Below are 19,462 nucleotides of genomic sequence, written 5' to 3' on the forward strand. Positions count from 1 at the left end.
CTAAACGGTATTTTTTCAATGAACTCAAGCTTGTCATTATTACATCCTTATCCTTTTGAAAAGCTCAATCAACTTTTTAAGGATGTAGTCCCTGCGGACCTTCCCTTGATTCCCCTCTCTATTGGTGAGCCTAAGCATCCTGCACCTGATTTTGTAAAACAGGCGATTATTGATAACTTTGAACACCTTTCAACTTATCCGAACAGTAAAGGCTTACCTGAATTAAGACAGAGTATTGCAGATTGGTTAACCCGCCGCTTCAAGCTGAACACCATTAGTGCCGAAAATAATATTCTTCCTGTATCGGGAACGCGTGAGGCAATTTTCTCTTTCGTTCAGGCTTTGGTAAAACGAGAAGATACACCTTATGTGGTCATGCCGAATCCGTTTTATCAGATTTATGAAGGTGCAACCCTTCTAGCAGGTGCAAAACCATACTTCATTAACTGCACCCAAGAAAATAACTATCTGGGTGACTTTGACCATGTACCCAATGAGGTATGGGAAAAAACAGCACTACTGTTTGTATGTACACCAGGTAACCCAACAGGCGCGGTTCTTTCTAAAGATCAGTTTAAAAAACTGATTGCACTTTCAGACCAGTATGATTTTGTCATTGCATCAGATGAGTGTTATTCAGAACTCTGGTTCGATGAAGCACCCGTTGGCCTTCTTGAAGTCTGTGCTGAAATCGGACGTGATGACTATAAAAACTGTGTAGTATTTCATTCCCTGTCCAAACGCTCAAATCTGCCCGGAATGCGTTCCGGTTTTGTCGCAGGTGATGCCAACCTGCTTAAACCTTACCTGAAATACCGCACATATCATGGTGCAGCCATGCCCGTTCAACATCAGCTCGCCTCAATTGTGGCTTGGAATGATGAAAACCATGTAGAAGAAAACCGTAAGCTTTACCGGGCCAAATTTGAACTATTTCAAAATGAACTGGGGCATCTTCTGCCACTTCAAAAACCAGATGCAGGTTTTTATTACTGGTTAAAAGTAGACCATGATGAAAATTTTGCCAAAATGCTCATGGAAAAAGCACATATCAAAGTACTGCCGGGACGTTACCTGTCACGTGAGACTCCGCGAGGTAATCCGGGTGAAAATCATGTACGTTTGGCCTTGGTTGCTGACATTGCTCAATGTGAGCAGGCTATTGAACGATTAAAGAGAGTACTTTAATCTTAATTTACTGAAAAAATGAAGGGCGATTGAATCGCCCTTTTATTTTTACTTTTACTGTGCCAATGCCCTTTCAATATCTTCTTCTAAAGCTTCAGGCTTACTGGTTGGTGCATAACGGTTCAGTACTTCACCATTTTTTCCTACCAGAAACTTGGTAAAGTTCCATTTAATGCCGTTGCCCAAAATTCCTTTGCTGTTATTGGTTAAATAACGAAAAACTGCATGGGCTTCTGGGCCTTTTACATCAACCTTGGCAAACATTGGAAAACTGACACCGTAATTTTTCTGGCAAAATGCACCAATCTGGTCATTTGTCCCCGGGTCCTGTCCGCCAAACTGGTTACATGGAAAACCTAATACTTCTAATCCCTGATCTTTATACTTCTGGTAAACTTTCTCCAGACCAGCAAACTGCGGTGTGAAACCGCATTTACTTGCAGTATTAACAATCAGCAAGACTTTGCCCCGATAGTCAGCCATTGATTTAGTTTTTCCATCTAACAACTCAGCTTCAAACTGATAAATGTTGGTCATGGATAGGTTTCCTCATCACTTTTTTCTTGTGTTTTTAATTCGAGTGAAGCCGAATTTACGCAATAGCGCAGTCCTGTCGGCTGTGGTCCATCTTCAAATACATGCCCCAGATGAGCATCACAATGATGACAAACTATTTCTGTTCTGACCATCCCATGACTTAAGTCTTCATGTTCTTCTATAACAGTTGAATTAATCGGACGGAAAAAGCTTGGCCAGCCACACCCACTGTCGTATTTAGTTTCTGAAGAAAACAGTTCTGCACCACAGCAACGGCAGGTATATACCCCGTCCTGTTTACTGTTCCAGTATTTCCCCGTAAACGCAGGTTCAGTACCTTTTTGTCGCGCAATACGAAACTCTTCGGGTGATAACTCTCTTTGCCATTCTCGGTCTGTTTTATTGAGTTTTCCCATCATTAACTCCTTTAATTCTATGACATTCAATGTCATGCTTCAGTACTTTCATATTTACGCTAGAGAACAAAAAATTTCTAGCTAAATTTCACCATAGATTGTGCTATTTCAGTTAATCTATTTTTCTCTTAATATACATATAATTGGATGAGATCATGTCCGTTTTAGGTAACACTACACCCCGCGAAATCAAAAAATCGTCTAAGCTTGAGCATGTTTGCTATGACATTCGTGGACCAGTGTTACGAGCCGCCAATGAAATGGAAGAACAGGGCCATAAAATTATCAAACTCAATATTGGTAACCCCGCCCCGTTCGGCTTTGAAGCGCCACAAGAAATCATTAATGATGTTGCCCTGAACCTGCCAAATGCAGTGGGTTATACCGATTCAAAAGGAATCTTTCCGGCACGTAAAGCGATCTGCCAGTATTACCAGCAAAAAGGTGTATTTGATGTCAGCGTAAAAGATGTCTACATTGGTAATGGCGTATCAGAACTCATAGTTATGGCCATGCAAGGTCTGCTAGATGATGGCGATGAAATGCTGGTGCCAATGCCGGACTACCCGCTCTGGACAGCAGCTGTTAATCTCTCTGGCGGCACAGCGATTCACTATAAATGTGATGAAGAAAATTTCTGGTATCCCGATATCGCTGATATGGAAAGTAAAATCACTCCAAATACCCGCGGTATTGTGGTGATTAATCCGAACAACCCAACCGGTTCGGTTTATCCGCGCCACGTACTTGAACAGATTGTTGCACTGGCAAAAAAATATGACCTGATCCTGTTTGCCGACGAAATTTATGACAAGATTATTTATGATGGAATTGAACATGTAGCCCTGGCAGCACTGGCAGGTGATCAGTTATGTGTCTCTTTCAATGGTCTCTCTAAAGCTTATCGTATTGCAGGTTACCGTTCAGGCTGGATGGCAATTACCGGTAATAAAAGCCGTGCAGTAGACTATATTGAAGGTCTGGATATGCTTGCCTCAATGCGTCTGTGTGCCAATCATCAGGCTCAATATGCAATTCAGACTGCACTTGGAGGCTATCAGTCTATTAATGACTTGATTCGTCCAGGCGGACGTTTATATGAGCAGCGCAATATTGCCTGGGAAATGTTAAATGAAATTCCTGGAGTTTTCTGTGTTAAACCGGAAGGCGCCATGTACTGTTTTCCACGTTTAGATCCAGCAGTGTATTCGATTGAAGACGACGAAAAATTTATGCTGGATTTTCTGCGTGCAGAAAAAGTATTGTTAGTACAAGGTACAGGCTTTAACTGGCCAACTCCAGATCATTTCCGTGTAGTGTTCCTGCCTGCCGAAAATGAATTACGCGAAGCAATCAACCGTTTAAGTCGCTTTTTGGCAAAAATGCGATAAGTCTGTTAAATAAAATAGTGTTCTGCATCTTTCTATTCGAAAGATGTAGAGCTTAATATTGCTATATTCAGTTTTATCTCATTTATAGATTTATATTGAATAAAATTTTATATAGGATAAAAATTTATCAGATAAATATTTTTTATAAAAAATTATAAATAAACACATGATTTTAATGATTAAATTTTTTCAAATTTGAATTTTCAAAAGCACTTAATAAGATAAGGAATGACTTTATATTCACTATATTGCATATAGCTTTATTGGTATGATGCAGCTCATGAGTAGGTTCTAAATTTTATTGAGTTAAATAACATGCTGTAGTGATAGCAGTCTGTTTCTCTAATACAATAGAGTGTTAGAACAGACCACTACAAATTTCTTAACGCTTTAAACTGGTCTTCATTTCACGAGAGCGGTTGGTTTAAGCTTAATTTAATGATCAAATGTTATAATTTGTAAATTTAAATATATTAAATTTACCGGGACGAATACATGAAAAAGTTGCTTGGCCTTGTATTAGGCGTATCTGTAGGACTGGCAGGATGCTCAAAACCTGAACAGCCTGCAACTGAAAACGTTACACAGGATTCTGCTGAAGTTAAAACCGTAACTATGGCATCTACTGGTTCAGATGCAGATATCTGGCGCTACATTGCAACTCTGCCTGAAACTAAAGAAGCTGGCATTAAACTGGATGTTAAAAACTTCACTGATTATGTTGCCATGAATACCGCTGTAGCCAATAAAGAAGTCGACCTGAACGCATTTCAGTCGTATGCCTATATGGTCGCATATAATGCCAACAATAAAGATAAGATTGCACCGGTATCTACTACTTATCTAGAACCGATGGGTATTTACTCAACCAAAGTAAAGAAAGTTGAAGAGTTCCCAAATGGTGCCACCATTGCTATTCCAAATGATGGGGCAAATGAGTCACGTGCATTGCTACTGCTTCAGTCTGCGGGTCTAGTGAAATTAAAGCCCGGTTTTGACGAGGTACAGGGTACTCCTGCCGATATCGTTGAAAATAAAAAGCAGATTGTGATCAAGCCTGTCCAAATGGCAACTGCAGTCCGTGTAAAAGATGAAGTAGATGCCATAGTATTGGGCAATACTTTAGCAATGGAAGGCGGTTTAAATGTACTTAAAGATGCTATTTATTATGAACCAATTGACCAGAGTACCAAAATGAATGTAAATATTCTGGCTACTGCTGCCGATCGCCAGAATGATCCTGTACTACAGAAAGTTGGTGCGCTATACCATACTGCGCCGGTTAAGCAGTATATCCAGGAAAAATTTGGCGGTACTAAAGTCGATGTAAACAAGCCGGTAAGCTATCTTACTGACGCAAAATAATCATATAATTGCGATTAACAAACAGGCAAAGTGAACTTTGCCTGTTTTTTCATTCTTATACAGTATCTTGACGCTATGATCGAATTTAAGAACATCTCCAAACACTACCAGCTCAAGGGCCAGACTATTCGTGCCCTCGACCAGATTAACCTGCAAATACCAGATGGCAGTATATTCGGTATCATCGGTTATAGTGGTGCGGGTAAAAGTACACTCATCCGTCTGATTAACTTGCTAGAACGCCCAGATGAGGGTCAGGTTATTATTCACCAGAAAGATTTCACTGCTCTGGATGCCCGTACATTGCGTCAGGAACGTGCCAATATTGGTATGATTTTTCAGCATTTTAATTTACTACAAACCAAAACTGTAGCAGCCAATATTGAAATGCCGATGAGACTGTTGGGTTATAGCAAGGCTGAACGCGAAAAACGCTTAAATGAACTGCTCGACTTTATTGATTTAAAGCACAAACGAGATGCTTTTCCCGATGAGTTGTCGGGTGGACAGAAACAGCGGGTTGGTATTGCACGCGCTCTAGCAAATCATCCAAAAATTCTGCTTTGCGATGAAGCTACGTCTGCACTTGACCCGCAGACCACCCAGTCTGTTTTGCAACTGCTTAAAAAAATTAATAAAGAGCAAGGGATTACCATTGTAATGGTTACCCATGAAATGGATGTGATTGAATCAGTTTGTGATTATGTCGCAGTGATGGAACATGGTAAAGTCATTGAGACAGGCTCTACACTAGATATCTTCAGTCAGCCACAACATCCAACAACTCGGACCTTTATCCAAACTGTTTTGCAACAGCAATTACCGGTTAATATTCTAAATAATTTGGAAAACCAGAATCATCATAGTATTTACTGCCTGAAATTCCTGGGTAAATCTGCTCAGGAAACGGTAGTTCAAGCTGTAATCAAAAAGTTTGACTTAAGCTTAAATATTTTGTTTGCCAATATGACTGAAATTCATGGGACTGTTATTGGACAAATGTTTATTCAACTTTTAGGTGACCCGGAAGTGATTCAGCAAGCTATTCTGTTTCTGGAAAATAATGGCGTGCAGGTTGAACAGTCAGGAGTGCAGGTATGAGAGACTTGATTGTTCAGTGGCTCACTAGCGTTACTGCGCCATTTTGGAAAAGCTCACTTTCAATTGACCAGTTCGTAACTGCTTTACAGGAAACCTTCCACATGGTGTTTTTTGCCATGCTATTTGGTTGTGTCTGGGGTTTTATTCAGGGTATTACTCTGGTGGTTACACGTCCGGGAGGTATTTTACCACACCGGTTGATTTATCATGGTTTAAACCCTATTGTTAATGCGCTACGTTCCCTGCCTTTTATCATATTGCTTATTGCAGTCATTCCACTGACCAAGCTGCTGGTCGGAACTTCGATTGGAACATGGGCTGCTATCGTGCCTTTGACTATTTATGTAGGTCCTTATATCGGTCGGCTGGTTGAAACTTCACTGCTGGAAGTAAATGAAGGAATTATTGAATCAGCTCAAGCGATGGGAGCGACTCCCCTACAAATTATTTTTAATTTTATTTTGCCAGAAGCCCGTAGCTCACTGATCCTTAACCTGACCACAGCCACTATTAGCCTGATTGGTGCGACTGCAATGGCAGGTGCTGTTGGTGCGGGCGGCATTGGAGACCTGGCTATTTCTTATGGCTATCAGCGTTTTGATACCAGTGTAGTTATTTTAACAGTTATTGTTCTTTTGATTCTGGTTCAAATCGTCCAGATGCTCGGTGAATGGCTAGCCCGTCTCAGATAGGTTCAGGACTGATTAACCGCCCTCTATAGAGGGCTTTTTTCAGGTTTGCTGTTTGTTATAATCGTGCTATAGCTATGATTAACCGGTCAATATTCATGATAAAAATATGATTAGTAATCTTTGCTTTTAGCATATGTGCAGTGTCTGAGGCTTCTACATTACCTTATAGATTATGATACGAGTATAAAGGTAAATGTATTAGAGCTTAGACAGTCTGTAACGGCTTCTCAATTAACCAAACAGCTAGTCATCCAAAATATAAAAACTCACAAAAATTACTCGGAATGTATAGGTAACCATGAATATTCAACTGCTCTTGTTCCAAACAAGGGGCTGTTTTTTGAAATATATCCAGAAGATAACTCCCCTTTTTCTAAAAACTATTTCAAAAGCAGAGACAGTATTAATCAACTCATTGATACTCAGGGTCGAGTTAGTCTGAACTGCAAAAATAAAGCAGACCTTAGCAAAAAATCTTGGTAAATAATCTTTCCATCTCAAAAGATTATATTCTTGCTAAGTTTAAAAAGGACTTTCCTCAAAGTGCAAAAGGGATAAAAATTACAGGTATAGGCACAGTAATACTGATAGCTTCTGCTGACCTGAAAGCTTATCTCAAGCATCCGGATGAGCATGTATCTCCTTATTCTCCACATCTTGACTTTACTTTCAAAAATGGCAGGTTACGTGCTTTCGATATACGCCAAGGTATAACCTGTTAATTACTGGTACTTTTATTAGAAGAATATACTTATAATAGAATTTCTGTCCTTCCATTTATAGCCCTGCTTAAAATGAAATTATAAAAGGTTCTAATGTAGTAAATATTGAGCTATGCCGTTCACAAGAGCATGTTAAAATACAGGGCAGTTTAGGCAGGGTTGTTTTCTATGCAGTTTGTTCATCTTGGTATTCATACAGAGTTCTCGATTACAGAATCAATCGTACGTGTGCCTGATCTGGTTAAAGCTGCTCAAAAAGATGAAATGCCTGCTTTGGCACTGACTGATCTATCTAACCTGCACGCAGCGGTCAAATTTTACGGAAAATGTTTGGGTAAAGGTATCAAGCCTATTTTAGGCTCAGAAATCCGCCTGAATGATGCTGAACATCGTATGACCTTATTGGCAATGACCAATACAGGCTGGCGAAACCTGACAGAACTGGTATCTGAAGGTTATATCCGCGGTCAACAGCTAGATATTCCCTGCGTACAAAAAGAATGGATACTGGACCAGAATCAGGATTTGATTGCCCTGCTCGGGATGAATTCTGATGTCGGTAAAATGCTGATTACTTCTAATCCTCAAAAAGCTGAACCTTTGCTGGAAGAATGGATTGCCAAATTTGGAAATCGGGTTTATTTGGCCCTAACCCGCACTAATCGTCCGGGCGAAGATGACTTTATTATAGAAGCGGTGAAACTAGCCCAGAAGTATAATATTGGTGTAGTGGCACACAATGATGTGCACTTCATGACCCGAGACGACTTCGAAGCGCATGAGGCCCGGGTCTGTATTGCTGATGGTTATGTCCTTGGTGATAATCGCCGTCCAAAAACCTATTCGCCCGAACAGTATTTTAAGTCTTCTAAAGAGATGACCGAGCTGTTCTCGGATATTCCGTCAGCCATTGAGAATACTTATCATATTGCTAAACGTTGTAACGTAACCTTGCAACTGGGTAAGTACTTCCTGCCGGACTACCCGATTCCAGAGGGTTATACTATTGATACCTTCTTTGCGCATTTGTCCAAAGAAGGCCTCGAAGAGCGGTTAAATTTCCTTTATCCACCTGAGGAGCGTGATGAACACTGGCCTGAAATACGTAAGCCTTATGATGAACGTATCGAATACGAGATTAATATTATTAACTCGATGGGGTTTCCGGGCTACTTCCTGATCGTAATGGACTTCATTCAATGGTCAAAGAATAATGGCGTACCGGTAGGCCCGGGCCGTGGTTCAGGCGCAGGTTCTCTGGTTGCTTATAGTTTAAAAATTACTGATCTTGATCCACTGCGTTATGAACTGCTGTTTGAACGTTTCTTAAATCCGGAACGTGTTTCGATGCCTGACTTCGATGTCGATTTCTGTATCGCTGGCCGTGACCGTGTAATTGATTATGTAGCACGTACTTATGGTCGTGATGCCGTCTCCCAGATTGCTACTTTTGGTACTATGGCGGCCAAAGGAGCGATTCGTGATGTGGCCCGGGTTTTAGGTAAATCTTATGGACTGGCAGATCGTATTTCCAAACTGATTCCAACTAAACCTTTGGGCTTAAGTCTGGAAGAATCCTTGCAAGCTGAACCTCAGCTTAAGGATATTGTTACCAACCCATCCAACCCGGATTATGATGATGCTTCAGAGATCTGGGAAATGGCGCTAAAACTGGAAGGTATTACCCGTAATACTGGTAAACATGCCGGTGGTGTAGTGATTTCACCAACCAAGATTACCGATTTTTCTGCGGTCATGTGTGATGCTGATGGTACGGCGCGCGTAGCGCAGTTCGATAAGGATGACGTAGAAGCAGCAGGTCTGGTAAAGTTTGACTTTCTGGGTTTGCGTAACCTGACCGTGATTGAAGACACAGTCAAGAATATCAATAAACGTATTAAAAGTGATAAGCCTTTAGATATTGCTGCTATTCCACTTGAAGATAAAGACGCTTATCTGGTCTTTGCCAATGCCAATACCACCGCGGTATTCCAGTTTGAATCTGTGGGCATGAAAAAAATGCTCAAAGAAGCACGTCCAAGCAAATTTGAAGAAATTATTGCTTTCGTATCTTTATATCGTCCGGGACCGATGGATCTGATTCCTGACTTTATTCATCGTATGCATGGTGGTGAGTTTGAATATCTGCATCCTCTGCTTGAAGGCGTATTAGAGCCGACTTACGGGATTATGGTGTATCAGGAACAGGTCATGCAGGCGGCACAGTACTGTGCGGGTTATACGCTTGGTGGTGCGGATTTGCTGCGCCGGGCAATGGGTAAGAAAAAACCTGAGGAAATGGTTAAGCAGCGTAAAATCTTCATTGAAGGCGCTGCAAAAAAAGATATTGATGAAGCTACAGCCAACCATATTTTTGATTATATGGAAAAATTTGCCGGCTATGGTTTTAATAAATCGCATGCAGCTGCCTATGCATTAGTAGCCTACCAGACGGCATGGTTAAAAGCGCACTATCCAGCTGAATTTCTGGCAGCGGTAATGTCATCGGAAATGCAGAATACCGATAACGTGGTATTTTTGATTGATGACTGCCGAAAAAACAATCTGGAAGTTTTGCCACCTTCGGTCAATATGTCAATTTACCAGTTCCATGCAATTGATGAAAAAACTATTGTATATGGTCTTGGTGCGATTAAAGGCGTTGGTGAGGCTGCAATGCAGTCAGTGATTGACTCGCGTAACCAGCAAGGACCGTATAAAGATCTATTCGATTTCTGCCACCGCATTGATCTGAAGAAAATCAATAAACGTACTTTAGAAGCACTGATTCGTGCCGGTGCATTGGATTGTCTAGGTATTGAACGTGCCGACCTGATGGCACAGCTTCCAGAGGCAGTACAAGCAGCAGATCAGGCCCGTCAAAACCGTGAAACCGGGATTATGGATCTTTTCGGTGAAGTTGAAGAAATTCAGCGTAAACCAGCTAAACCTGTAAAACCCTGGAGTGACGAGGTTCGTCTCAAAGGCGAAAAAGACACTTTAGGCCTTTACCTGACCGGGCACCCTATTAATGTCTACCGGCCAGAACTCAAGTCTTTTGTTCCAAGTCGGCTGAATGAACTGACGCCTACCCGTCGTGGCGTGACCACTGTATTCGCTGGTCTGGTAATCGATGTCGCCAATTTTCCAAACCGCGTCATGATCACTTTGGATGATGGTACAGCGCGTGTGGAAGTCAGCTGTAACCATGAGCGTTTCCAACGATTTAAAGATATTATCCAGCCTGAAAAAGTCGTAGTCATTGAGGGAGAAATTTATGAGCGCGAAGGTTATGAACGCCCGATGGCGCGTCTCAGCAAGGCTTTTAGCTTAAATGAAATCCGTCAGAAGCGAGCAAACAGCATCAAGATACAGCTGAGTGATGATCTGCTAGGCCCGGCATTGGGTCTGGAGTTGCAAAAAATACTTGCACCTTATTGTAATATAGATATGTACCAGCATATTCCGGTACAGCTATTTATAGAGCAGCCCTATGCTACAGCAGAGCTACATTTGGGTCCAAGCTGGAAAGTTGCCCCACTTGATGAGTTGCTGGCAAAATTGCGTGATTATTTTGGCAAGGAAGCTCTGCATATCGAATACCAGGTCAAATCCAAAGCTGCGCGGGTAGTAGAGCCCGTGCGCCCGGTACATACAGCTTCCCCCGCTTCAAATGATATAAGCATGGATGAAGCTTTAGAACTTTATCAGGCTGAAGTCAGCCAGTATTCTTGATACAAAAATTGGATATCCTATGAGCAGTTTTGATAATGCTTTAATCTCAGAGCATTTATCCCACGTCCGAATTGTAATGGTCAATACCACACTTCCGGCTAATATTGGCAGTGCTCTGCGTGCCATGAAAACAATGGGTCTTTGCCGACTGATCCTGGTCGCTCCAAGAACTTATCCACATCAGGACATTGATGCGCTGGCAGCAGGTGCACAGGATCTTATTGAACAGATCCAGATTGTCGAAACACTGGAAGAGGCCATTCAGGACTGTCATCTGGTATTTGGTACCAGTGCCCGCAGTCGCACCATCCCATGGCCACTATTAGATGCCCGCCCGGCAGCACAAACCTCTATGCAGGCAGTTGTCAGTAAACAGCAGGAAATTGCGATAGTATTTGGCCGTGAAGACCGTGGCCTGACCAATGAAGAGCTGGCACTAGCCAATTATCATGTCACTATTCCAGTCAATACCGATTATGGCGTACTTAATGTTGCTCAGGCAATTCAAGTAATCTGCTATGAAATGCGTATGGCTACACTGGAACTGGTGGATACTCCACCTCAAGAAACCAATCAAATGCCGGTAACTGGCAAGTCTATGATGGACTGGGATGAGCCCTTGGTTACACATGAACAAATGGAGCAGTTTTATCCCCATCTGGAAAAAATGCTTGAAGAGATTGAATTTTTAGATCCCAACAATAAACGCCTGTTACCTTTACGCTTGCGTCGCTTATTCGGACGTATACAATTAGATCGTATGGAATATCATTTATTGCGTGGCATTTTTAGTCGGGTGCAGGCCTTGAACAATGGCACATGGAAAAAGTCGAACAGCCAAAAGGAGCAGCCAGATGCTTAAGCAGCTTAAAGAAGATATTCAGGCCGTATTTGCCCGTGATCCCGCTGCCCGCAACACATTGGAAGTATTAACGACCTATCCGGGTATTCATGCATTAATTATGCATCGGGTAGCCCATGAACTGTGGAAGAAAGACTGCAAGGGTACAGCCCGGCTTTTATCTTCATTCAGCCGCTTTGCCACCGGTATAGAAATTCATCCGGGTGCAAAGATTGGCCGACGCTTTTTTATTGATCATGGTATGGGTGTAGTGATCGGTGAAACAGCAGAGATTGGAGACGATGTTACTCTTTATCATGGTGTTACTTTAGGCGGCACTACCTGGAATAAAGGCAAACGTCATCCTACACTTGAAGATGGCGTAGTAGTCGGTGCAGGTGCTAAAATTCTTGGACCATTTACTGTGGGGAAAAATGCCAAAGTAGGCTCGAATACAGTAGTTACAAAGGCTATACCTGCAGGGGTTACAGCGGTAGGCGGACCGGCACGTTACATTTTTAAAGATAAAGAAGCTCAGGATAACGAACAGGAAGCGCGTCGTCGTTCTTATGCAGAACGTATAGGTTTCCAGCCTTATGCCGCCACACAGGAACAGGCCGATCCTATTCTTGAAGGTATGCGTGTATTGCTGGACCGTATTGAATATAACGAGAAACGCATGAACACCTTATGTCAGCGTTTATCGCTACTTGACCCGACATTTAAGCGTTCAGCACAAAATGAACAGCACCCATTTAGTGAAGAAGAGTTAAAGATTATTGAAGAAGTGCGCCGTGAATGCGAAGCACAAAGTACCCAGACCAAAGCTTGAGCTAAATTAAAACATATACTCACAAGCTGGACATTGCATGTTTGCATAGGATTTTTTAGACTGGCAAACGTGCTTCTCTTATGTAGATAACAATTAACGGAAGAATTATATGACTTTTAAGCCACTGGCCTGTGCATTGATTGCTACTTCATTTCTTACTGCATGTTCAACCGGACCAGTAAAACAGAAAGTAAACAATGAACCGGTCGTCTTTACTGAACCTGAAATTTCTCCACCATTTTATGCACTAAACCCGTTTGATTATAATGCTCCGCCTCCATTTGAAGTTGCGCTAAAAGCAGCCGCAGCACAGCCAGTCACCAAGCTTCAGGTCACAGACCCATCCACTGGCCAGACTACGACTCTTGAAACTAATAGACTTATTGTTCCAATTATCAACAGTAATCAGCGCGCCATGAAATTTGCTGTACTGGCTGGTGAAAATGAAATTGATATTACTGAAATTGATGACTTTCTACAGCTGGTAGAAGGTAAGGCACGCCATTATCCACCACGCTTTACCGAACGTCAGGAACGTCGTGGTTTTGAAAATAAACTTAAAGAGGTTAGTCAACGACTCGATACACTGGCAGCTAATCCAAATGCGTCATTCGATGTATTAATTCGTGCTTTCAAAGCAAGTGTAATGGCACGCAATCTGGACCTGGGTAAAAATTATACGACTCAGTCACTAGTTTATGCACAGCGTATTTTACGTATTAATCAAGATGATCCAGAAGCCAATTTCTGGTTTGGTTTTGCCCTGTCTGAAGGTGGCGGTCAGCGTGAAGCGATTCCATATCTGGATAAAGCAATGAAATTTGGTGTACAGGAAGCTTATCTTTCAGCAGCTAATAACTATATTGCAATGGAACAGAAAAAGAATGCGACCACAACTCTAAAAAATTATAAAGTAAAATATCCGCAAGAAGCCGAAGTTGCTGACCGTTTGATTGAAGAAATTGACAAGCGGGGCCGCTGGAACGTCTGGCAGATATTAAATATAAATGTTCCTGCCACTCCATCTGCACCTGTAGCTACAGCAGCTCCAGGTACTGCCACTCCTACACAACCTGCCTCATAACTCTCACACATTTTGCACAATTTAGGCTGCTTCGGCAGCCTATTTTTATAGGGTTTGAATTGAAAACAGCCAGAATTCACGTATGATTTAATCGAGATTATCTTGTTGATTCTTCAGCCCATGTTTAGAAATAAAATAAATAGAATCTGGCTATTATCTACCCTATCCGTTGTGCTGCTCAGCGGTTGCCAGGTGGTCAGTGTTAAACAGCAAGCATTGAATATCAGTATCGCAAATGAACGCGATAGCATTTTAACCCGTGACCGGATGAGTGAGGCCAGCCTGAACGTATTGTCCATGACGGGACGTGAAGCTGAAGCCTGTACTGAGAAGCCGGATGAGTGTATTAAAGAACTCGAACAGATTCCACAGATCATGGATGAGCAGATGCTTTCCGCTGCTAGTGAGATATATCTGGCAAAATCGCTTGAACTTTCTGGAGGAGCCGAATGCACAGCACCAAAGAGTAAAGGTGACTCAACTAAAGCTATGGAGAAGCGAAAATTACAGGAACAGAATTATAATCAGTGTCTGGATCAACAGCTGAATCTGCTGGACAAAAGCATCCGTTATAGCTATGCCTATCTGTTTAAAACAGAACGCCATCCTGAAGACCGGATTTTTGATAACCGTCAGGTGCAGATTCGTGATTTTTATAACCAGGCGCTAGCAAAGCTGGTTACAACTTATAGTTTACGCCATCCTAGTAAAACGGTTTCACCCCAAATTAAGGTGGGTAAAAGTATCTACAGTATTAATGTAGATCAATACCCACAGCTTAAAAACCAGCCACTAGAACAATTGCTTTCAAGTTATAACCTTAACTTCTCAGGGCTACGCTCAATTAACCGTCGTGACGGTTTTGGCTCTGAGTTTGTTGTAGTATTACCACAGGAAGAGCGTAAGGAAGTAGATAAATATATCCTTGACCCAATGAACTTTTCTTATGAAAATGGCGTAAATCCGAATATTCATAAGGCTCGCTATCTAGCAGTAACTATTACAGCTCAGCCAAAGACAGAGAGCAGTATAGAAGAAATATTAAACAGTCCGCACTTTCAGTTAAATGTATATGATCCTTACAGTACCGAGAAAGTTAAAGTAGGAGGTGAAAATTATCCACTTGCGGCCAACTTTTCTGCACCTTACGGTTTGTGGCTGGCTCAGAATAATCTGGGTATTGCGGCTTATCTTACCCTGCTTGACCGGCGGCAAGATTTAACTATGCCGCATTTATACATGCTTGAGCCCTATAACCCGGACAAAAAAGTGATCGTACTGGTCCATGGACTGGCCAGCAGTCCAGAGGCTTGGATTGCAGTAACTAACGACATTATGGGTGATAATGTATTACGTGAACACTATCAGGTATGGCAAGTTTTCTACTCTACCAATATGCCAATCATTGAAAGTCGTTTTCAGATCTATGCCTTGCTACAGCAAGCTTTCAAGAATCTTGACCCAAATGCTCCCTCTGCTAAAGATGCAGTTCTGATTGGTCATAGTATGGGAGGTATTATTAGCCGCTTATTGGTAAGTCAGGCTGACCTTTCAGAAACAGCACTTCAGAAAATGAACTCTTACCAGCTGGTACAGTATCGAAATGAGCCCATGATTCGCGAGCGTCTACGCCTGCAACCTATCAATAATTTTACTCGCGCTGTATTTCTGGCAACTCCTCATAAAGGAACTAGATATGCTGATCGTTGGTTTACCTTGGCAGCACGTAAAATTATCCGCATACCAGGTACTTTTGTAAATGCAATTGGCGAATCTCTACGAAATGATGACTTGAGCATTAAGGATATCTTACAGCAGGTTGATCGCTCACTAATTCAGAATGGACCAAGCAATTTAAGCTATAAGTCTAAATTTATTGACTTGACTGAAGATGTGATGCCGGTTGATGGTCTGGTATATCATTCAATTCTTGGAAATAATACAGACAGTCAAGATCCAAATGTGATTACAGACGGTGTAGTTACCTATCAAAGTGCTCACCTAGAAGGTGCGGCCTCTGAAAAAATCTTTAAAGGTGGTCATTCTATTCAAATGACGCCAGAAACTATTCTTGAACTGCGTCGTATTCTAAGACAGCATTTAACTGCATTGGGTCTTTACCATCCTGATGAAATAAAAATTGAGTCACCCTAAATATAAACTTATAAAAAATGGGCTCTTAAAGGCCCATTTTTTTGCTCTACTGAATTTCAAGCTTTCATTTTTCTTAAGGTAAGTATCTGTTCGCTGCGTCCAAAAGGCCCTTGGGTATCGTGTAATACAGCGCTAGTTAAACCGATACCATCCTCTCCATACTGTTGTACAGCTTCTATGCCCAGCCATTTTCCTTTTGGAATACGGTATAAATGCAGCTGCAAGTCCAGGTTTGGAAAACCCCATTCAAAATTGCCTTCCTGACGTGGCACTATTCCATTCGCTGTATCAACCATCCCGAGTAAACGAACAAAATCAGTAGTAGATTTATCGCTAACCATGTCAAGTTCATTTTTTAGCCAGACCGTACCTTTACCTGCCCGGTGGTTTTCATCGGTACGTGCCTCGATACTTTCAATATAACCACCTGGCCAGCGCTTCATACCATCCCAAACGGGTAGCGATTCAGGATGTGTGACAGATTGATCTTCAATTCCTGCCACTTTTGAAGAGTCAGCTTTCAGCATACGCCAAGCACGCGCCACAATACAGGTCTTCCCTTCAGCTTGCATTTCTGCTTCGATCAGCTCAATCGTTTTTCCAGGACGAATGACACGAGAAGTAATTGAAAAATCACCAAAATGGATGAGTCCAAAAATATCCAGACTAATTCGACCGATACGCATATCATCACGTGGCATGAACTGTTCCAGTTCAGCACACATAATTCCGGTTGCAGGTGCCATATGCTGTTCATGCGGATTCCATGCGCCTTGTGCATGCCGATTAGAGCTATAGAATGTTGTAACCGTACCATCCTGTTTCTGTTTACGCTCAAGTAACTGATAATAAGCTGACATAAATTTCCTTATCCATTTTTAGTTTATCTTGCCCACATGTTTTCTGGGTATTTTAGGCTTGGTAAAGTAAGTAGCTGTATTGATAAAACATACATAGTTTTAGTTCACTAATATTCATAATAAACATAACTGCTTGAAAAGTGTTAGGCAAAAAACTGCACTTTTACTGTATTTTATGACTCAGGAGTTCTAAAAATTAGAATCAATATTTTTACATGAACCTACCCATTTCAAAAAATTGTAGACGTAAATATTTATAAAAACAGATTTTTATACTTAGGCTATTTTAAAAATTTATTTCTATATAATTAATTTTATATTTATAAATATAGAATTCTAAGATGAACCATTGGATTACTATAACCGCTCGACAAATAAAATTCCGTTCAGATGATCAATCTCATGTTGTATGATCCGGGCGGGGAAACCTGTATATATTGTTTCTACTGGTTCACCCTCTAAAGTTAAATAACGCAGCTTAACTGTCTCAGCCCGCTCTACAGTACCCCGCACATCCGGTACACTCAGGCAGCCTTCCTCTCCCAGACTAGTTTCTCTGGAAAACTCTAATATTTCCGGGTTCACCATCACTACTGCCTCCATTTCCGGTGCATCGGGATAACGTGAATTAGAGCGTGATGCCACAATAATAATACGTTTAGAGATATAGACCTGTGGTGCTGCAATTCCTACTCCATTTTGCTCAAGCATAGTCGTGTGCATAGCTTGAGCAAGCTGCCTTAGCCATTCAGTGTTAAATTCATTTTCTGAAACTTCTGCAGCTTTTAAAGTTAAAACTTTTTCACCACGCTGGGCTACTGGCAAGCTGATACTCATCCCTCTTTCTCCCTGCGATTAATAGACATTTATTATTTTGATTTACAACAAATTAAAAATGACGGAAGCAGCTACATTCCCTCTTCAATTTCTCGTATTATAAAATAAATATAGAATATTATCGGTTAAGTTTATGACCGCTACACAACTGTTGCTTGGAGTGCTCTTTAGCTCTATTGGTTTAGGCTATTTCTTATATGGCAGGAAACAGAGTATGACTGTTCCCTTAGTCTGCGGCCTGACATTGATCATTTTTCCCTATTTTGTAGAGAATCTTTTCCTGTTGGGCGGCATTGGTTTAGTGCTTGCCGTTTTACCTTATTTCCTGCGTTATTAATTTTTAAATATAATAGAGTTCTTGACAGATTCATCTATTTTTAAGCCATTAATAAAATTAAAGGCCATTTTTTAAGCTTGGCCTTTAATCCTTTTAGTAGTTTAAAAAGTAAATCCAAGATTTAAATTAATACGGTATAGCCATTTATCACTATTTTCAGAAGTAGCTGTAGTAAAGCCTGTTGCATTGGTTGAGCCTCCAATAATATTAGCATTTCTTCCCAGAGTGTAATCTGCCCAGATCATAAATGGTGACGCAATAAACATCATCCCTGTAGTGTTCATTTGCGAGTCTGACCAATCATCACGTTTTTTATCGAGATAACTATAGTCATTATAAAACTTAATGGCTTTTAGCTTGCCCATATTGGTCACAGGCAATGTATAAGCAAGGTTTAAACTGGCAATGGTTCCTTCCGAAGCAATGAAATAAGCAGGCGTAAGGCCATTTGCCCCCATCAAAGTCATATCACTATTTACACCATCCGGATTTTTAGCATCGTATTGATAATGAATGACCGAACTTTGTAAATTAAAGCGTTTGTAGTTGTTTTCAGTATGTAAACCGACTGCATAATATTTGCCATCTTTATCGGTAATATCATTATGAAGCTGGGCAATTGCACCCGATACACCGAACTCTTGCTTACCGAAATCAGTTTCTAACTTACGAACAATGCGGGTATTCACCTGATTGCGCTTTTCATTTTGATAGGCTTTTTGAGATGGAAATGCATTTCCGGCCAAGTCATCATAAGTTGCACTCTCAGGAGAATAACGCAAGTTAGTCTCTAACATTTGCGGGTAATAACCGAGTTTTACATCCCAATCTTTGTTGTGATAATTCCAGTTAATCCCCGGCGCAATATTGTTGCCATAACCTAAAAAGAATGGGATGTGATAGGTCCAGCCATTTTGCGGATAGGGATAAATCGTAAAAGGTTTATAAACCAGACCCGCTTCAATGCTGTTATTGACATCTAGGTTATAACCCACATATGCCTTTTCGATTGATGTTTTTTCCTGATCCTGAATGATATAACTCGCGTTTAGATATGCATCATCAAAAGTACCTTTTAAATCAATTCTAAAAATATCAAAATCAAGTTTACCTATTCCACGGTTAGGGCTATCCCAACTCTCATAGCGCTGATTTAAACGAACCAATCCACCTAACTTTAATGAGTCGGTGCCGTCAGCACTTTGCCATTCAAGCAATGAGTCTTTTGCAAATGCATTGACGCTTACCCCCAGCGTAAGCGGTGCAATGAATGCCATGATCAATGAAGTCTTTTTCATCTCTACATCCTTGATTGAGTTCCAGCGTCCTGCTGGAACTTTATTTGTTTTACCTGTAAAACTTCGTTTTTA

General features: G+C 41.2%; 17 protein-coding genes. 12 read left to right on the top strand and 5 right to left on the bottom strand.

The window, feature by feature from the left end; all coding sequences use genetic code 11:
* The first annotated feature begins 18 nt into the window (after positions 1–18).
* Complete coding sequence (gene dapC, locus B3R63_RS04785; RefSeq protein WP_286728456.1) at positions 19–1,188, top strand: succinyldiaminopimelate transaminase; 1,170 nt, start codon at positions 19–21, stop codon at positions 1,186–1,188.
* A gap of 54 nt (positions 1,189–1,242) precedes the next feature.
* Here dapC and B3R63_RS04790 read toward each other — a convergent pair whose 3' ends face one another.
* On the bottom strand, positions 1,243–1,725 hold the full coding sequence (locus tag B3R63_RS04790; RefSeq protein ID WP_005019841.1) for a glutathione peroxidase: 483 nt from the start codon (positions 1,723–1,725) through the stop codon (positions 1,243–1,245).
* A complete protein-coding gene (msrB, locus tag B3R63_RS04795; protein WP_005019840.1) occupies positions 1,722–2,141 on the bottom strand; it encodes a peptide-methionine (R)-S-oxide reductase MsrB in 420 nt (139 codons plus the stop codon). Before msrB ends, B3R63_RS04790 begins: the two co-directional genes overlap by 4 nt.
* Before the next feature lie 155 nt (positions 2,142–2,296).
* Between msrB and B3R63_RS04800 the strand changes: the two genes are divergently transcribed.
* From B3R63_RS04800 to B3R63_RS04845, 10 genes are all read left to right on the top strand, one after another.
* Positions 2,297–3,532, top strand: a complete 1,236-nt coding sequence (locus B3R63_RS04800) for a pyridoxal phosphate-dependent aminotransferase (RefSeq protein ID WP_286728457.1) — start codon at positions 2,297–2,299, stop codon at positions 3,530–3,532.
* Between the two features lie 495 nt (positions 3,533–4,027).
* Complete coding sequence (locus B3R63_RS04805) at positions 4,028–4,897, top strand: MetQ/NlpA family ABC transporter substrate-binding protein (RefSeq protein ID WP_286728458.1); 870 nt, start codon at positions 4,028–4,030, stop codon at positions 4,895–4,897.
* Between the two features lie 75 nt (positions 4,898–4,972).
* On the top strand, positions 4,973–5,998 hold the full coding sequence (locus B3R63_RS04810) for a methionine ABC transporter ATP-binding protein (RefSeq protein WP_034428883.1): 1,026 nt from the start codon (positions 4,973–4,975) through the stop codon (positions 5,996–5,998).
* Positions 5,995–6,690, top strand: a complete 696-nt coding sequence (locus B3R63_RS04815) for a methionine ABC transporter permease (RefSeq protein ID WP_286728459.1) — start codon at positions 5,995–5,997, stop codon at positions 6,688–6,690. The genes B3R63_RS04810 and B3R63_RS04815 overlap by 4 nt, the downstream gene beginning before the upstream one ends.
* 476 nt (positions 6,691–7,166) lie before the next feature.
* A complete protein-coding gene (locus B3R63_RS04820; RefSeq protein ID WP_005406342.1) occupies positions 7,167–7,412 on the top strand; it encodes a hypothetical protein in 246 nt (81 codons plus the stop codon).
* A gap of 168 nt (positions 7,413–7,580) precedes the next feature.
* Entirely contained in the window at positions 7,581–11,147 is a 3,567-nt protein-coding gene (gene dnaE / locus B3R63_RS04825) for a DNA polymerase III subunit alpha (RefSeq protein ID WP_286728460.1), read from the top strand.
* A gap of 19 nt (positions 11,148–11,166) precedes the next feature.
* Positions 11,167–12,009: an RNA methyltransferase gene (locus B3R63_RS04830; protein ID WP_005019830.1), complete on the top strand. Its 843-nt coding sequence runs from the start codon at positions 11,167–11,169 to the stop codon at positions 12,007–12,009.
* On the top strand, positions 12,002–12,820 hold the full coding sequence (gene cysE, locus B3R63_RS04835; RefSeq protein WP_005019829.1) for a serine O-acetyltransferase: 819 nt from the start codon (positions 12,002–12,004) through the stop codon (positions 12,818–12,820). The genes B3R63_RS04830 and cysE overlap by 8 nt, the downstream gene beginning before the upstream one ends.
* 109 nt (positions 12,821–12,929) lie before the next feature.
* Positions 12,930–13,904: an ABUW_2363 family tetratricopeptide repeat lipoprotein gene (locus B3R63_RS04840; protein ID WP_286728461.1), complete on the top strand. Its 975-nt coding sequence runs from the start codon at positions 12,930–12,932 to the stop codon at positions 13,902–13,904.
* A gap of 120 nt (positions 13,905–14,024) precedes the next feature.
* Positions 14,025–16,058 (top strand): esterase/lipase family protein, encoded by a 2,034-nt coding sequence (locus B3R63_RS04845; RefSeq protein ID WP_286728897.1) that lies wholly within the window; start codon positions 14,025–14,027, stop codon positions 16,056–16,058.
* A gap of 56 nt (positions 16,059–16,114) precedes the next feature.
* Here B3R63_RS04845 and B3R63_RS04850 read toward each other — a convergent pair whose 3' ends face one another.
* The gene (locus B3R63_RS04850) at positions 16,115–16,918 is read right to left on the bottom strand and encodes a thioesterase family protein (protein ID WP_248132040.1); all 804 of its coding nucleotides are present in this window, start codon (positions 16,916–16,918) and stop codon (positions 16,115–16,117) included.
* A gap of 357 nt (positions 16,919–17,275) precedes the next feature.
* Positions 17,276–17,755 carry a peptide deformylase gene (def, locus tag B3R63_RS04855; protein ID WP_286728462.1) on the bottom strand — a complete coding sequence of 160 codons (480 nt, stop codon included), beginning with the start codon at positions 17,753–17,755 and terminating at the stop codon, positions 17,276–17,278.
* A 133-nt stretch (positions 17,756–17,888) separates the two neighbouring features.
* Here def and B3R63_RS04860 point away from each other — a divergent pair, with 133 nt between their 5' ends.
* Positions 17,889–18,092 (top strand): amino acid transport protein, encoded by a 204-nt coding sequence (locus tag B3R63_RS04860; RefSeq protein ID WP_075040713.1) that lies wholly within the window; start codon positions 17,889–17,891, stop codon positions 18,090–18,092.
* 101 nt (positions 18,093–18,193) lie between these two features.
* Here B3R63_RS04860 and B3R63_RS04865 read toward each other — a convergent pair whose 3' ends face one another.
* Positions 18,194–19,390, bottom strand: a complete 1,197-nt coding sequence (locus B3R63_RS04865) for a hypothetical protein (protein ID WP_005406279.1) — start codon at positions 19,388–19,390, stop codon at positions 18,194–18,196.
* Positions 19,391–19,462 lie beyond the last annotated feature (72 nt).

Source organism: Acinetobacter sp. UBA1297 (genome assembly GCF_002307755.1).
Classification (GTDB): Bacteria; Pseudomonadota; Gammaproteobacteria; order Pseudomonadales; family Moraxellaceae; genus Acinetobacter; species Acinetobacter radioresistens.

Coding starts and splice junctions, on each gene's coding strand:
- dnaE (WP_286728460.1), top strand. CDS start 7,581: ATGCAGTTTGTTCATCTTGGTATTCATACAGAGTTCTCGATTACAGAA.
- def (WP_286728462.1), bottom strand. CDS start 17,755: ATGAGTATCAGCTTGCCAGTAGCCCAGCGTGGTGAAAAAGTTTTAACT.
- B3R63_RS04840 (WP_286728461.1), top strand. CDS start 12,930: ATGACTTTTAAGCCACTGGCCTGTGCATTGATTGCTACTTCATTTCTT.
- B3R63_RS04845 (WP_286728897.1), top strand. CDS start 14,025: ATGTTTAGAAATAAAATAAATAGAATCTGGCTATTATCTACCCTATCC.
- B3R63_RS04800 (WP_286728457.1), top strand. CDS start 2,297: ATGTCCGTTTTAGGTAACACTACACCCCGCGAAATCAAAAAATCGTCT.
- B3R63_RS04850 (WP_248132040.1), bottom strand. CDS start 16,918: ATGTCAGCTTATTATCAGTTACTTGAGCGTAAACAGAAACAGGATGGT.
- B3R63_RS04865 (WP_005406279.1), bottom strand. CDS start 19,390: ATGAAAAAGACTTCATTGATCATGGCATTCATTGCACCGCTTACGCTG.
- B3R63_RS04815 (WP_286728459.1), top strand. CDS start 5,995: ATGAGAGACTTGATTGTTCAGTGGCTCACTAGCGTTACTGCGCCATTT.
- B3R63_RS04790 (WP_005019841.1), bottom strand. CDS start 1,725: ATGACCAACATTTATCAGTTTGAAGCTGAGTTGTTAGATGGAAAAACT.
- msrB (WP_005019840.1), bottom strand. CDS start 2,141: ATGGGAAAACTCAATAAAACAGACCGAGAATGGCAAAGAGAGTTATCA.
- B3R63_RS04805 (WP_286728458.1), top strand. CDS start 4,028: ATGAAAAAGTTGCTTGGCCTTGTATTAGGCGTATCTGTAGGACTGGCA.
- cysE (WP_005019829.1), top strand. CDS start 12,002: ATGCTTAAGCAGCTTAAAGAAGATATTCAGGCCGTATTTGCCCGTGAT.
- B3R63_RS04810 (WP_034428883.1), top strand. CDS start 4,973: ATGATCGAATTTAAGAACATCTCCAAACACTACCAGCTCAAGGGCCAG.
- B3R63_RS04830 (WP_005019830.1), top strand. CDS start 11,167: ATGAGCAGTTTTGATAATGCTTTAATCTCAGAGCATTTATCCCACGTC.
- dapC (WP_286728456.1), top strand. CDS start 19: ATGAACTCAAGCTTGTCATTATTACATCCTTATCCTTTTGAAAAGCTC.
- B3R63_RS04860 (WP_075040713.1), top strand. CDS start 17,889: ATGACCGCTACACAACTGTTGCTTGGAGTGCTCTTTAGCTCTATTGGT.